Source organism: Lentzea sp. NPDC036955, from assembly GCF_055608005.1.
In genome coordinates this window covers 1,053,741-1,067,148 of the sequence record NZ_JBVJRC010000001.1, presented here as the reverse complement: position 1 = coordinate 1,067,148, position 13,408 = coordinate 1,053,741, and the positions used below count along the sequence as shown (strand labels likewise).

The 13,408-nt window shown below is 73.1% G+C and carries 13 protein-coding genes; 6 read left to right on the top strand and 7 right to left on the bottom strand.

Annotation, left to right across the window (positions count from 1 at the left end):
• Window positions 1-15: 15 nt before the first annotated feature.
• Window positions 16-969, bottom strand: a complete 954-nt coding sequence (locus ACZ7CF_RS04890; protein WP_470368854.1) for an asparaginase — start codon at window positions 967-969, stop codon at window positions 16-18.
• 107 nt (window positions 970-1,076) lie between these two features.
• On the opposite strand from ACZ7CF_RS04890, the gene ACZ7CF_RS04885 reads away from it, so the two are divergent.
• Both ACZ7CF_RS04885 and ACZ7CF_RS04880 read left to right on the top strand, forming a co-directional pair.
• Entirely contained in the window at window positions 1,077-1,724 is a 648-nt protein-coding gene (locus ACZ7CF_RS04885; RefSeq protein ID WP_470368853.1) for a GntR family transcriptional regulator, read from the top strand.
• Window positions 1,725-1,765: 41 nt separating this feature from the next.
• Window positions 1,766-4,099, top strand: a complete 2,334-nt coding sequence (locus ACZ7CF_RS04880; protein ID WP_470368852.1) for an ATP-binding protein — start codon at window positions 1,766-1,768, stop codon at window positions 4,097-4,099.
• Here the strand turns inward: ACZ7CF_RS04880 and ACZ7CF_RS04875 are convergent.
• Window positions 4,096-4,476, bottom strand: a complete 381-nt coding sequence (locus tag ACZ7CF_RS04875; protein ID WP_470368851.1) for an SsgA family sporulation/cell division regulator — start codon at window positions 4,474-4,476, stop codon at window positions 4,096-4,098. The genes ACZ7CF_RS04880 and ACZ7CF_RS04875 overlap by 4 nt on opposite strands.
• 295 nt (window positions 4,477-4,771) lie before the next feature.
• Here ACZ7CF_RS04875 and ACZ7CF_RS04870 point away from each other — a divergent pair, with 295 nt between their 5' ends.
• Window positions 4,772-6,880 (top strand): helix-turn-helix transcriptional regulator, encoded by a 2,109-nt coding sequence (locus ACZ7CF_RS04870; protein WP_470368850.1) that lies wholly within the window; start codon window positions 4,772-4,774, stop codon window positions 6,878-6,880.
• A gap of 3 nt (window positions 6,881-6,883) precedes the next feature.
• On the opposite strand, the gene ACZ7CF_RS04865 is transcribed toward ACZ7CF_RS04870, so the two are convergent.
• From ACZ7CF_RS04865 to ACZ7CF_RS04850, 4 genes are read right to left on the bottom strand one after another with little or no spacing between them, the layout of a single operon-like run.
• The gene (locus tag ACZ7CF_RS04865) at window positions 6,884-7,444 is read right to left on the bottom strand and encodes a response regulator transcription factor (RefSeq protein ID WP_360399102.1); all 561 of its coding nucleotides are present in this window, start codon (window positions 7,442-7,444) and stop codon (window positions 6,884-6,886) included.
• Window positions 7,445-7,455: 11 nt separating this feature from the next.
• Window positions 7,456-8,181: a MaoC/PaaZ C-terminal domain-containing protein gene (locus tag ACZ7CF_RS04860; RefSeq protein ID WP_458433634.1), complete on the bottom strand. Its 726-nt coding sequence runs from the start codon at window positions 8,179-8,181 to the stop codon at window positions 7,456-7,458.
• Window positions 8,181-9,350 carry an acyl-CoA dehydrogenase family protein gene (locus ACZ7CF_RS04855; protein WP_360399096.1) on the bottom strand — a complete coding sequence of 390 codons (1,170 nt, stop codon included), beginning with the start codon at window positions 9,348-9,350 and terminating at the stop codon, window positions 8,181-8,183. The genes ACZ7CF_RS04860 and ACZ7CF_RS04855 overlap by 1 nt, the downstream gene beginning before the upstream one ends.
• A gap of 9 nt (window positions 9,351-9,359) precedes the next feature.
• Complete coding sequence (locus ACZ7CF_RS04850) at window positions 9,360-10,505, bottom strand: acyl-CoA dehydrogenase family protein (protein WP_360399093.1); 1,146 nt, start codon at window positions 10,503-10,505, stop codon at window positions 9,360-9,362.
• 40 nt (window positions 10,506-10,545) lie between these two features.
• On the opposite strand from ACZ7CF_RS04850, the gene ACZ7CF_RS04845 reads away from it, so the two are divergent.
• Entirely contained in the window at window positions 10,546-11,148 is a 603-nt protein-coding gene (locus tag ACZ7CF_RS04845; protein WP_360399090.1) for a TetR family transcriptional regulator, read from the top strand.
• 9 nt (window positions 11,149-11,157) lie between these two features.
• Window positions 11,158-12,162, top strand: a complete 1,005-nt coding sequence (gene ligD / locus ACZ7CF_RS04840; RefSeq protein ID WP_360399087.1) for a non-homologous end-joining DNA ligase — start codon at window positions 11,158-11,160, stop codon at window positions 12,160-12,162.
• 138 nt (window positions 12,163-12,300) lie between these two features.
• On the opposite strand, the gene ACZ7CF_RS04835 is transcribed toward ligD, so the two are convergent.
• Entirely contained in the window at window positions 12,301-13,014 is a 714-nt protein-coding gene (locus ACZ7CF_RS04835) for a hypothetical protein (RefSeq protein WP_470368849.1), read from the bottom strand.
• Window positions 13,015-13,162: 148 nt separating this feature from the next.
• On the opposite strand from ACZ7CF_RS04835, the gene ACZ7CF_RS04830 reads away from it, so the two are divergent.
• A complete protein-coding gene (locus ACZ7CF_RS04830) occupies window positions 13,163-13,405 on the top strand; it encodes a hypothetical protein (RefSeq protein ID WP_360399081.1) in 243 nt (80 codons plus the stop codon).
• Window positions 13,406-13,408: the final 3 nt, after the last annotated feature.

Here is a 13,408-nt window from a genome sequence, read left to right as displayed (position 1 = left end):
GATCCGCGCGGCCGTTCAGCTGGCGACGGCGAGCGAGGGCCGGACCGCGCCGACCGCCCTGCCGTGGCCGAGCACCGGCACGGTCGCGAGTCCGGCGGCCTTCCCGACGTCGACGCCGAGGCGCTTGAGCACGGCGACGACGACCACCGCGCGGGCGCGCGACGAGCCGTCCGCGATCTTCAGCGCGATGCCCTCACCGCTCGGCAGGCCCACCGCGTAGACGCCCTCGGCGCCGTCCTTGGCGATCACGCCGGGCAGCGCGTCCATCAGCTCGGTGACGTCGCGGCCGGTGCCGCCGACCCACTGCGGGAAGGCGTTCATGGCGGCGGCGACCCGGTGCTCCAGCGTGCCCTCCTCGGCACCGGCGAGCAGGCCGAACGCCCTGGCGAGAGCGGTCAGGCTGATCGCGAAGATCGGTGCGCCGCAGCCGTCGACGCCCACTTGGGCGACCGGCTCGCCCGCGACGTCCTCGATGGTGGCGCGGGTGGCCACCTGCAGCGGGTGCGCCGGGTCGAGGTAGTCCTCGGTCGACCAGCCGTTGACGACGCAGGTCGCGAGCATCGCGGCGTGCTTGCCGGAGCAGTTCATGTACTTCGGGGCCGCGTCCAGGCCGCGGGCGAGGTGCTGGGCGCGGGCCGCCTCGCCCAGGGGGAGGTCGGGCGTGCACCGCAGGGCGTCCTCGGTGAGCCCGGCACCGGCGAGGATGCGCAGGGCGCCCTCGACGTGGAAGTCCTCGCCGGAGTGCGAGGCGCAGGCCAGTGCGAGCAGCTCGCCGTCGAGGTCGAGGCCGCTGCGCAGCATCGCGAGCGCCTGCAGCGGCTTGTTGGACGACCGGGGGAACGCCACGTCGCCGGGCCGGCCGACCGAGAGCACCGGGGTGCCGGTCGCGTCCGTCGCCACGACGGTGCCGTGGTGCACCGACTCCAGGAAGTCGCCCCGCCAGACCTCCGCGACCACCTCGTGCCCCATGACGCCCTCCCTCACGACCGAAGAACAGAACTGCCAACTGTCGACAGTTGACTACGCACCTAATGTAACCCCCGGACGGTCGGTGCCGTCCAGATCAGGAGACGAACGTGACACCTCCGCTGCACCTGAGCCTGGCCGGCCAGGCGGTCGACGTCCTGCGCGAGCAGGTGCTGACCGGGGTCATCCCCGCCGGGTCGCGGGTGAACGAGGTCGAGGTGGCCCACCAGCTCGGCATCAGCCGCGGCCCGCTGCGCGAGGCGATCCGGCACCTGGCCTCGGAGGGGCTGCTGATGCTCGTGCCGCACCGGGGCGCGTTCGTGCCGGCGGCCGACGAGGACGAGGTGCGGGCGTTGTTCGAGCTGCGCACGGCGCTGGAGTGCGCTGCGGCGGAGCTGGCGGCGTCCCGGCGCACCGATGTCGACCTGGTGCGGCTGCACGAGGTGTGCGCCGAGTCGCGGCGCGACTACACGGCGGGGCAGCCGTTCCCGTACCGGCTGGACCTCGCGTTCCACCGGGCGTTGCTGGAGGCCGCGCGCAGCCCGCGGATCGCCGAGCAGGTGTGGCTGGTGCAGCAACGGGTGGTGCTGCTGCGCAGCGCGCTGGAGGACGACCCGCCGCATCAGCACGCGTCGCTGGACGACCACGACGAGCTCGTGCGCGCGGTCGAGGAAGGTGACGCGGCGCGCGCTTCGGGTGTGATGCGCCGCCATCTGTCCCGAGTGTGCGCGCAGATGCTGACGAGCCTCAAGGCCTGAATAATCGCCGTCGGACGAGGTGGGTGTGCGAAGGCGGGGGAATGCGCGGGACGACGTTCGGTGAGTTCCTGCGGTTCTACCGCCGCAGGGCCGGACTCACGCAGGAACAGCTCGCGTCTCGCACAGGGCTGAGCGTGCGCGCGTTGAGCGACCTCGAACGCGGCCGTGTCCACACACCGCAGGCGACGACTGTCAACCTGCTCGTCACCGGCCTGGGTCTGGACCTGGGCGAGGCGGGGGAGTTCGGCACGCTGGCCCGCCTGGGCGAGGCCGGGCAGCCGCGGTCCGACCACGCTGACCGGACCGCCTGCGCACCGCCGCCCGCCACGGAGCTCACCGGCCGCGAGTCGGCGCGGCGCGAGCTCGCGGACCGCGTGCGGGCGGCCGGTACGGCGCAGGTGCTCGACGTCGTCGTCGTGCACGGGCCGCCCGGCGTGGGCAAGACCGCGCTCGCCGTGGACGCCGCGCACCGGTTCGCCGGGTCGTTCGCCGACGGCTGCCTGTACCTGGACCTGCGCGGCGTGGACGCCGAACCGCTGCCGGCCGACCGGGCGGTCACCCGGCTGCTCACCGCGTTCGGCGTGCCCGACGCCCGGATGCCGTCCGACCCGGCCGACCGCGACCGGCTCCACCGCTCGATGATGCGCGACCGCGCGGTGCTGCTGGTGCTCGACAACGCCGCCGACGAAGCCCAGGTCCGCCCGCTGCTCACCGCCGCCCCCGGTTCGCTCGTGCTCGTGACCAGCCGCAACGTCCTGGCGGGCCTCGTCGCCCGGCACCGCGTCGAGCTCGGTCCGCTCGGCCGCGACGACGCCGTCGCGCTGCTCGCGGCGATGGCCGGTGACCGCGTGGCGGCCGACCGGGAGGCCGCGGGTGCGGTCGCGGGGCTGTGCGGCGGCATCCCGCTGGCGCTCGCGATCGCGGGCCACCGGCTCACCGGGCCGCGGTCGCTGCGCCGGCTCGCCGAGCAGCTCTCCGACGAACGTGCGCGCCTCGACGTGCTCGCCACCGGCGACGTCCAGGTGCGGACCGCGTTCGAGCTGTCCTACCGGCTGCTCGCACCGGGGACCGCCGCGGTGTTCCGCAGGCTCGCGCTGGTGCCCGGCCACGACACGTCGGTCGAGCTCGCCGCCGTCGCCGCCGGGGTCCCGCCCGACGACGCGGAGGCGCTGCTGGAGGAGCTGGTCGACGCGAGTCTCGTGCGTCCCGGTGACCTCCCCGGCCGGTACACGTTCCACGACCTGATCCGGGACTACGCGCGCGAACGCCTGCACGGCGAGGAACCCGGCATCGACGAGCACCGCCTGCGGACGCGGGACTGGCTGATGACCACCGCGACGGCCACGGCGGCGTTGTTCCACCCCGACGAGCAGGGCGCGGCAGACCTGGAGTGCGCGGACCGCTGGTTGCTCGCGGAGGTGGCGAACTGGCGTGGTGCGCTGAGGGAGGCCGTGCGCGCGGGTGACCACGAAGCCGTGCTGGCACTGGCGAACGCGATGCACTGGTACTCCGACCACCGCGGCCAGAGCGATCTGTGGCTGGAGGTCTACACGGCCGGTGTCGACGCAGCGCGCGCACTCGGCCGCAAGGAAGACGAAGCGAAACAGCTCAACTTCGTGTCGTGGGTGTACTTCGCCCGTGCTGTCCGCCTGCCCGCTGCCCTGGAGGCCCACGAGGCGGCGCTGCGGGTGGCGCAGGAGTGCGGTTCGGTGCTGGAGACGGCGTGGGCGCACTACTACCGCGCGGGCATCGAGACCCGCAGGGGCGACCAGGCGACGGCGGTCACGCACGGCCGGCGCGCCGCCGAGCTGTTCCGCCGGGCCGGGCTGCCGATGGCGGTGGTGTTCGCGCTGTCGTTCACCGGCGTGGTGCTGCAACGCACCGGGCGCGTCGCCGACGCCGTGGAAACCCACCTCGCGGCCATCGCGGAGGAACGGGCCGTGCGCGGCACCCAGCGCGGTGTGGCGAAGGAGAACACGGCGCAGCTGCTGCTGCGGCTCGCCGACAGCCTCACCGCCGCGGGGGACCCGGAGCGGGCGCTGACGGTCGTGGCCGAGGCGGACGCGTTGATCGGCGAGTTCGGCGGTCTGCGCGCGATGGTGCGGCACAGCCGGGGCCGTGCGCTCAGCGCCGCCGGCCGGTGCGGGGAGGCGCGTGAACAGTTCGCCCGCGCGGCCGAGGGCATGGGTGACCCGGAGGCCAGGGTGTCCGTGCTGATCGAGCTCGCGCAGACGTGCGATCGGATGGGAGACCACGACGCTGCCACACGGCACCGCGTGCGCGCGTTGGCTGAGAGCGAGGGCTACGAGTCGCCTGGCATGACGAAGCTCCAGCACGACGTGGCGGAAGCGCTCGGCATCGCGCTCACGGCCTAGCGGAGGACCGTGCTGAGGAACGCGTCCGCGTCGAACCGCTCCGAGCCCGCCGGGACCAGGCAGTAGGCGGCGTCGAGGAACTCGCGCAGGGTCGCCAGGGGCACCCGCAGCACCGTGGTGTGCCGGGAGGAGACGAGCTCCAGCACCACCGCTCTGCCACTCGGGCGCACCCGCACGTCACCCTTGCCCGACGGCCGCGACAGGCCGTCCCGCAGCAGGTCGCGGCCCATGATCCAGGTCGCCACCGCGTCGCCCGCGTGGAAGTGCATCGAGACGGCGAACGGGTCCTCGCCGGTGTAGACCAGCTCGGTGTCCACGGGTGCGGTCGCGCCGTCGGCACGGACGAAGTCGAAGACGGTGCGTGACGCGACCCGCATGGGAGCTCCCGAATGTTCGCCGGTGGTTCACCTGGGTTCACGTGGCCGGCACTGAAATGGTTCACAGGTACGTGGACCGGTTTCCTGTTTCCACCGGCCCTGAAACGAGCGCGCGGCGCCAATCTGATGAGATTTGCCTGATCGGACGGTCCGAGCGGCTTTCCGACGTGCGACGGCGGCGCTGTGGCCCTCGTCCCAGCCGGTGCGCGGCGGCGGGACTTCTGCCGGTCGTTCTGCATGGTCCTTCCGCTGACGAGGCGATTTCCTGGAATCCGTCCCAGAAAGGACGGGTGACATGAGTGCCCCTTCTGCCCGCCGCCCGCGACCGGCCGGTGCGGTGCCGGGTCAAGTGGCCGGCCGGCTCGTCGGCCGCGAACGGGAGGTCGCCGCGCTGGCCGAGGCGCTCGGTGCCGGGCGGTCGTGCGTGGTGCACGGTGCCGTCGGCACGGGCAAGAGCGCGCTGCTGGCCGTCGCGTCGTCGATCGCGGTGCGCAGCGGACTGACACCGGTGCGGGCGTGGCCCGGTGCCGACCGGCGCGCTGTGCTGGTGGTCGACGACGCCGACCAGCTGCCCGCGGAGCAGCTCCAGCGGCTCGCGCGGTTCCGCGGACCGGTGCTGGTGGCCGGCGACCTCGACCCGGACGCGGTGCCGGTCCTGCTGCCGGACGCGGAACGGGTGGCGGTGCGGCCGGTCGGTGCCGAGGCGGTGGCCGAGCTGGTGCGCCGCCGGGCAGGTGCCGAGGTGCCGCCGGAGGTGACCCGGCTGTTCCTGCGCTTCAGCGGCGGTGCGGCCGGCGTGCTGAGCGACGCGCTGGACCTGGTGGCCGAGGGCGGTTTCACGGCAGCGTGCCTGCGCGACACGCTGTCGTCGCTGCGGCTGCCGCGGTTGCTGCGCGCGGTGCGGCGACGCTGGGACTCCCTCGACGCCGGGGCGGTGGCCGTCGGCCGCGCGCTCGCCGTGCTCGGGGAGACGTCGCTGGACGTGCTGTGCGAGGTGGCCGGGACGCCGTCGCTGGAGGCGCTGGCGGCGTTCGAACGGCTGGTGGACGCGCGGGTCGCCGCCGACGGGCCGATGCGGGTCTGCTCGCCCGCCCTGGGGCACGCGGTCCGGCACGAGATGGCGCCACAGGACCGCGAACGACTGCACCGCACCGCGGCCCGCGTCCTGCACCGGCGCCGTGACACCGCGACCGCCGTGGCCGGGCACGTCGTGGCGTGCGCGGAACCCGTCGCGCAGCCGTGGGTGGCACCGGTGCTGTCGGCGGCGGCCCGGCTGCACCGGGCGGCGGGACGGGCCGGGGACGCGGCGCGGTGCCTGCGCGCGGCGGTGCGCGAGCCGATGGACGACCGGGTCGCGGCCGAGGTGGCGGACGGCCTGGCGGAGCTGCACCTGCGCTGCGGCGTCGCGCCCCGCGCCGGTGAGCTCGGCCGGCTCGCGGGCGGGGACCGGCTCGGTGCCGTGGTGCTCGACTGGCAGTGCGACGAGGAGCTGCTCGGGCTGGAGCTCGGACCGGTCGCGAGCGCCGTCAGCGCGGCGCACGCCGGTGCGGCCGACCGGAGCGGCGGGCCGGCGTTGCGGGCGTTCTGGCTCAGCCTGCGCGGGGACGGCGCCGAGCTCGCCGAGCAGGTGCTGGGCGCGGTCGCGGACGGTGCCGGCGACGCGGTGCCGGACCTGGTGTTCGCCGGACTCGCGTTGCTGCACAGCACGTCCGACTACGCGGCCGTGCTGCTGGAGCTCGTACCGCGGCTGCGGGCGCGGCTGGTCGGTGCCGAGGACGACTGGCTGGTGGCGCTGGAGGCGTGGGCGCACCGGGCGAACGGCGACCACGCCGCGGTGTCCCGGCTGGTGCGGGAGCTGACGGCGCGGACCTCACCCGCGCGGGGCTGCGCGGCGCTGGGAGCGGCGGCGTTCGTGGCGTCCGCTGTGGACGGTGGCGTGCCGGACGAGGCTGCGGAACTGCTGGGGCGCCTGGGTTACGCGGGCACGCTGCCGCCGGCGTGGGTGTGCACGACGCTGCTGCACCACCGCGGCCGCATGCACCTGGAGCTGGGCTCACCGCGGGCGGCGCTGGCCGACGCGACCGAGTGCGGCGAGCGGCTCGCGCTGTGGCGCGCGGACAACCCGGCGATCGCGCCGTGGCGGCTGGTCGCGGCAGCGGCGAAGGCACGGCTCGGCGCGAGGGCCACCGCGCGGGAACCGGTCCGGCGGATCGGGGCGGCGTGGGGCCGGTTGACGCCGCACGAGTCGCGCATCGTCCGGCTGGCGCTCGACGGCGAGACGAACCGGGCCATCGCCACCCGGTTCGGCGTCACGCAACGGGCGGTCGAGCTGCACCTCACCCGCGTCTACCGCAAGACCGGCATCAGCCGGCGGGTGCAGCTCTCCGCGGTGTTCGGCGACTGAGCCTCACAGCAGGCCGGAGCGGATCGCCCACGCCACCGCGTGCACCCGGTTGCGCAGCCCGAACCGCTCCAGCACCTGGTGCAGCGCGTACTTCACGGTCCGCTCCGAGCAGAACAGCCGCTGCGCGACCTCCGCGACGGTGGCGCCCTCGGCGAGCAGCCGCAGCAGCTGCACGTCGCGGTCGCTCAGCACCGACCCGGCCCCGGTGACGGGCTGCCCGCCGAGCAGCAGCTTCTCCAGCCGTTCGGTGGTGACGTCGGCGCGGCGCACCGGCACCGGGAGCCCGGCCTGCGCGGCGATCGACGGCGTGAGGTCGTGCAGCCGTGCGGCGATGACGACGACACGGGGTGCCGCGATGGCCTTGAGCCGTGCGGCCTGTTGCGCGCACAGCTCGTTCACCACGGCCAGCAGCACGTGCGCGTCGGCGCGGTCGGACACCACCCGCACCCGAGGGGAGCTCTTCAGCAGGTGCGCCACCCCTGCGGCGCTGATCAGGTCACGGGAGTCGACGGCGACGCGGACCGGTTCGATCCCGGCGTCCACGAGGGCGAGGGCGGAACTCATGCCCCGATGGTTCACCGGTCCGGTGTGCGTCCACTTCGGAAAACCGAACCGATCAGCACCTGCCGCCCGGCCACCGACGTGCGGAACTCGCCGGTGGGCCAGTGCTCGACCCGCAGTTCGTCACCGGGCAGCACCGGGGCGGTGAACCGCGCGTGCAGCTCGGTGAACTCCCTGCCGCGCACGGTGATCCCGAGCGTGCACAGGCCGTGCAGTACGGGACGGTCGAACCCGGCCGCCCGCGCGAACTCCCGGTCGTGGTGCATCGGGTTGACGTCACCGGTCTCGCGGTAGCGCAGCGCCTGGTCGGCGGTGGTGCGGACGACGGTCACCTCCGGTTCGGCGGCCGGCACCGCGAACTCGCGGGTCGTGCCCCGCGCACCGCCGAAGCCGCCCTCGCCCTTGACGAAGCACGACGAGCGGGTGGACGCGTACTCCGACTCCCAGGTGCTCACCACGAGCGCGCCGGAGCCCTTGTCGAGGATGTCCGTGACGGTCTTCGTGACGACCGCCGAACCCTCGCGCGGCAACGGCCCGTGCAGCCACAGCGACTGCTCGGCGTGCAGCACGCGTGTCATGTCGGCGCCGGTCAGGCCGAGCTGCGGGCCGCCGTGCTGCAGCAGCGGGATGGCGAACGCGGGGGAGAACCCGCCGACCGCGGCCGCGTACACCTCGGCGTCGCCGGACGACCAGGTGCGGACCTGTCGTTCGACGACACCGAGGATGCCGTGGTCGAGCATTACCCGAGGGTGCCGCGGACGTTCGCGTGGCCCTTGAGCAGGTTGCGGGCGATCGTGCGGCGCTGGATCTCGTCGGTGCCCTCGTAGATGCGCAGCAGCCGCAGCTCGCGGTACCAGCGCTCGATCGGCAGCTCGCGGGTGTAGCCCATGCCGCCGTGGATCTGCAGCACGCGGTCGACGATCTCGTTGGCCTTGATGCCGCCGTAGAGCTTCGCGATGGACTGCGCCTGCCGCGAGTCCTGCTTCTGGTCCACGAGCCACGCCGCGTGCAGCACGAGCCAGCGCAGCGCCTCGATCTCGACCGCGGAGTCCGCGATCATCCACTGGATGGCCTGGTACTCGGCGATCGGCTGGCCGAACGTGACGCGGTTCTTCGCCTGCTCCACCGCCATCTCGACCAGCCGCTCGACGCTGCCCAGCGCGCGGGCGGGCAGCAGGTAGCGGCCCTGGCCGATCCACTGCATGGCGAGGTGGAAGCCCTTGCCCTCCTCGCCGAGGATGTTCTCGTGCGGCACGCGCACGTTGTCGAACACCAGCGCGGCCGGGCCCCACTGGCCCATGGTCGGGATGGGCTCTGACTTCCAGCCCATGTCGCGGTCGACGAGGAAGCAGGTGACGCCGCCGTCGGCGCCCTTCTCCCTGTCCGTCACGGCGAACACCATCACGAAGTCGGCCTCGTTGCCCTGCGTGATGAAGGTCTTCTCACCGTTGATGACCCACTCGTCGCCGTCGCGGACGGCGGAGGTGCGGATGGCCTTGGCGTCACTGCCGGCACCGGGCTCGGTGATCGCGAAGCACGAGACGCGCTCGCCGGAGATCGTCGGCAGCAGGTAGCGCTGCTTCTGCTCCTCGTTGCCGTGGAACAGGATGTTGTCCGCGTAGCCGCCGAAGCGGAACGGCACGAAGCTGCGGCCCAGCTCGGCCTCGACGAGCGCGGTCATCAGCGCGCCCAGGCCCATGCCGCCGTACTCCTGCGGCGTCAGCACGCCGAAGAAGCCCGCCGCCTTCGCCTTGTCCTGCAACGCCTTCAGCTCGTCCTTGGGCAGGCCGGGCTGCCCGGCGCGCTCCCGGCGCAGCACCTCCGGCTCCAGCGGGACGATCTCCTTGCGCACGAAGGTCCGCACCCAGTCGCGGATCTCCTTCTGCTCGGCGTCGAGCGTGAAGTCCATTTCTCTCCCTTAGACGAACGCGTTGATGCCGGTCAGCGCCCGGCCGATGAGCAGTTTCTGGATCTGGCTGGTGCCCTCGTAGAGGGTGGTGACGCGGGCGTCGCGCAGGAACTTGCCCACCGGGTACTCGTCGATGTAGCCGTAGCCGCCGAACACCTGGATCGCGTTGTTCGCGACCTTGACCGCGGCCTCGCTGGCGTAGAGCTTGGCCATGGACGCCGCCGTGCTCAGGGGCAGGCCCCGGTCGGCGAGGTCGGCGGCCCGCCAGGTGAGCAGCCGGGCGGCCTCGGTCTCCACGGCCATGTCGGCGAGCAGCTCCTGCACGAGCTGGAAGCCCGCGATGGGCTTGCCGAACTGCTCGCGTTCCCCGGCGTAGCGGAGAGCGGCGTCGAGCGCACCCTGGGCGGCACCGACGCAGCCCGCCGCGACGGACATGCGGCCCTTGTCGAGCGCGCCCATCGCGAGCTTGAAGCCCTCCTCGCTGAGCAGGGCGTCCGCGCCGACGTGCACCCCCTGCAGGGTGATCTCGGCGGTAGCTTGGCCGCGCATGCCGAGCTTGCCCTTGACCTCGGTGGCGGTGAACCCCTCGGTCGCGGTGGGGACGAGGAACGCGCTGACGCCCTTCGGCCCCGGTCCGCCGGTGCGGGCGAACACCAGGGCGACGTCGGCCCACGTGCCGTTGGTGATGAAGACCTTGCTGCCGTCGAGCACCCAGCCGTCACCGGACCTGGTGGCCCTGGTGGCGAGGCTGCCCGCGTCGCTGCCGGTGCCGGGTTCGGTGAGCGCGAAGCAGCCGACCAGCTCGCCGCTGGTCAGACCGGGCAGCCAGCGCTGCTTCTGCTCCTCGGTGCCGTGCCGCGCGATCGACTTCGCGACCAGCCCGAGTGACACGGAGATGATCCCGCGCACCGCGCTGTCACCCCGGGCGACCTCCTCCAGGACCAGGCAGTACGCGAGGTTGTCACCGCCGGAGCCGCCGTGGGCCTCGTCGATCCCCAGCCCGAGGAAGCCGACCTCGCCGAGCTGCGGCACGAGCGCGCGGTCGATGGCCTCCTCGCGGTCCCACCGGGTCGCGTGCGGGACGATGCGCTCGTCCGTGAACCGCCGGGCCAGCTCCCTGAGCTGCCGGTGTTCGTCAGAAAGCGTCAAGTCCACAGGCCCTCCCGATAAACCGAACAGTGTTAGGTTAACTCACATGCCGCGGCCGAGCACCCCTCTGTTGAGCCCCGACCGGATCCGGTCGGTGGCACTGGCCATCATCGACCGCGACGGCCTCGACGGCCTGTCGATGCGCAGGCTGGCCGCGGAGCTCGGCGTGCAGGCCGCGTCGCTCTACGGGCACGTGAAGACCAAGGACGCGCTGCTCAACGACGTGGCCGCGGCGATCCTCGCCACGATCGACGTGTCCGGCTTCGCCTCGGGCGACTGGCGCGCCGGACTCGTCCAGTGCGCGCGCTCCTACCGCGAGGCGCTGGCGTCGCACCCGAACATCGTGCCGTTCCTGGCCTACGGTCCCGCCGGCCGCGAGGAGTCGCTCAAGCGCCTGGACGTGATGCACGGCGCCCTGGTCGACGCCGGCTGGTCCCGCCGCGAGGCCACGATGATCGCCGCGGGCGTCATGTACATCGTGTTCGGCTCCGCGCTCAGCTCGTTCTCCAGCGGCTTCTCCTCCGACCCCGCCGCCTACTCCGGCCGCTACCCGCACCTCGACCGCGCCCACCTGCTGCCCGGCGTGGCCCGCGAGCTGGACCGCGACAGCTTCGAGCTGGCGCTCGCGGCGTTCGTGCGGGGCCTCTAGTGTTTCGGCGTGGCTGCTGCGAAGTCGAAGGCGATCGAGCTCGAGGTCGGTGACCGGCTGGTGCGGGTGTCCAACCCGGACAAGCCGTACTTCCCGGCGCGAGGCATCACGAAGCTCCAAGTGGTGGAGTACTACCGCACGGTCGCGCCCGTGCTGCTGTCCGTCCTGCGCGACCGCCCGGTCGTCCTGAAGCGCTACGTCGACGGCGTGGAGGGCGAGGCGTTCTACCAGAAGCGCGTGCCCAAGGGCGCCCCCGACTACGTCGAGACGGTGACGGTGAGGTTCCCGTCCGGCCGCCCCGCCGACGAGATCTGCCCGACCTCGGAGGCCGTGGTCGTGTGGGCGGCGAACCTCGGCACGTTCGACTTCCACCCGTGGCCCGTCCGCCGCCCGCTGGTCGACCTGCCCGACGAGCTGCGCATCGACCTGGACCCGCAGCCCGGCACCGGCTTCCGCGACGCCGCACGGGTCGCCGGCGTGCTGCGCGAGGTGCTGGCCGACGCGGGCCTCACCGGTCACCCGAAGACGTCCGGCGGTCGTGGCATCCACGTGGCGGTGCGCATCCGGCCAGAGTGGGACTTCGTCGACGTCCGGCACGCGGTGATCGCGCTGGCCCGCGAGGTGGAGAAGCGGGCGCCGTCTCTGGCGACTTCGGCGTGGTGGAAGGAAGAACGCGGCGAGCGGGTGTTCATCGACTTCAACCAGGCCGCCCGCGACCGCACGATCGCGTCGGCCTGGTCGGTGCGCGGCACCCCGCGTGCCACCGTGTCGACGCCGGTGACGTGGGACGAGCTGTCCACTGTGGACCCGGACGACTTCGACGTGCTGACCGTGCCCTCCTACCTGGCCGAGCGCGGGGACCCGCACGCGGGGCTGGACTCGGAGGCGTTCGGGATCGAGACGCTGCTGGAGTGGTACGCGGCGGACCCGCGCGGGGAGATGCCGTACCCGCCGGACTACCCGAAGATGCCGGGCGAGCCGCTGCGGGTTCAGCCTTCTCGGAAGAAGAACTGAGCACCTGGCCAGAGGTCTTGTCCGCCCCTCCCCCTCCTTGCAGACGCCAGCAGAGCAAGGGGCGGGAACTCGGGGCATCACAGGCACAACAGCTGGCAACCCGCTTAGGGCTGGGAAACTCGTTCCTGCGCCTTGGGTTCAGTGCTGCTGGAAGCCGGGCGGCAGGTGCAGCCAGGCGGTGGATTCGGCGTCCCAGCCGGTGAGGACGGCGGTGCCGTGCGGCGTCCTGACCGGGACGTGGTGCGCTGTGAGGAGGCCGGTCACGGTCAGGTGCACGGCATCGAGGTCTTCGGCGGCGCGACTCCAGCAGACCCGAGCGCGTCCCGCTGACGAGTGCGGGTAGCGGGTCACCAGCCGCCCGTAGTCGGAGGGCGAGCCGATGGTGAACGACCGGACGCCCGCCGGGTCGAAGGTGACGGTGGACAGCGGTCTCGTCCGGCCGAACTCCGCCCACTCTCCCCATTGCCACATGCTGGTGCCGTCCGGCAGGAGGGACGAGGTCCACAGTGCTCCGACCGGTTTGTCGTCACCTGCGGGTTCGTCGGCCACTTGGACCTCGTACGGTGTCGCGTCCGTCGCGTACCGCGCCTGGGGCGACCGCAGTGAGGGATCGCCCAGGGGCCCGGTTGCCAGCCGCCGCAGCACGGCGGCTGCGACGTGGTCGAGCTCCGGAGCGGGCCGCGCGGTGAAGTCACGGCCGGAGTGCTGAAGGGATACCGCGAAGGCGATGTGCCGGTAAAGGTCGTCGTCGTTCAGGTCGGTCAGGTCGAGGTCGTCGAGGAAGTCGCGCAGCAGCAGGCACAGTTCGATGAGGACGGGGCTGCGGAGCTGGTCGGTGGGGCCATCGGCCATGAGCGGGCCTCGTGTTCCAGTGGGGTGCCTGACCTCCCGGACGGTAGTCCCGCCCAGGCAGCCGTCGCGGGTGCGCGAGCAGGGGTGACGCGCTGGCCGTCCGGTCGTCCGGCAGGTGGGCCAACCGGCTGTACCCGCTCTGGATCCGGTGGGTGACCTCGTAGACTGGGCGGAACGAGAGGAGGTCGCCATGGCCCAGCCCTACGTCGTCCGGTACGTCGGCGGTCCCCTCGACGGGCGCGTGGACTCGCTGCCCTCCGTGCCGGAGGAGCCGAAGCAGACGGTCACGTACGTGCACCTGCACGGCGGCCCCAAGATCGTGCACGTCTACGACCTCGCCTACGTGGTCGAGTACGGGTGCGAGTACCGGCTGCGCGCAGAAGAGGCGTGACCG

Coding starts and splice junctions, on each gene's coding strand:
- ACZ7CF_RS04865 (WP_360399102.1), bottom strand. CDS start 7,444: ATGAGTTCCGCCCTCGCCCTCGTGGACGCCGGGATCGAACCGGTCCGC.
- ACZ7CF_RS04855 (WP_360399096.1), bottom strand. CDS start 9,350: ATGGACTTCACGCTCGACGCCGAGCAGAAGGAGATCCGCGACTGGGTG.
- ACZ7CF_RS04860 (WP_458433634.1), bottom strand. CDS start 8,181: ATGCTCGACCACGGCATCCTCGGTGTCGTCGAACGACAGGTCCGCACC.
- ACZ7CF_RS04880 (WP_470368852.1), top strand. CDS start 1,766: ATGCGCGGGACGACGTTCGGTGAGTTCCTGCGGTTCTACCGCCGCAGG.
- ACZ7CF_RS04835 (WP_470368849.1), bottom strand. CDS start 13,014: ATGGCCGATGGCCCCACCGACCAGCTCCGCAGCCCCGTCCTCATCGAA.
- ACZ7CF_RS04890 (WP_470368854.1), bottom strand. CDS start 969: ATGGGGCACGAGGTGGTCGCGGAGGTCTGGCGGGGCGACTTCCTGGAG.
- ACZ7CF_RS04870 (WP_470368850.1), top strand. CDS start 4,772: ATGAGTGCCCCTTCTGCCCGCCGCCCGCGACCGGCCGGTGCGGTGCCG.
- ACZ7CF_RS04845 (WP_360399090.1), top strand. CDS start 10,546: ATGCCGCGGCCGAGCACCCCTCTGTTGAGCCCCGACCGGATCCGGTCG.
- ACZ7CF_RS04875 (WP_470368851.1), bottom strand. CDS start 4,476: ATGCGGGTCGCGTCACGCACCGTCTTCGACTTCGTCCGTGCCGACGGC.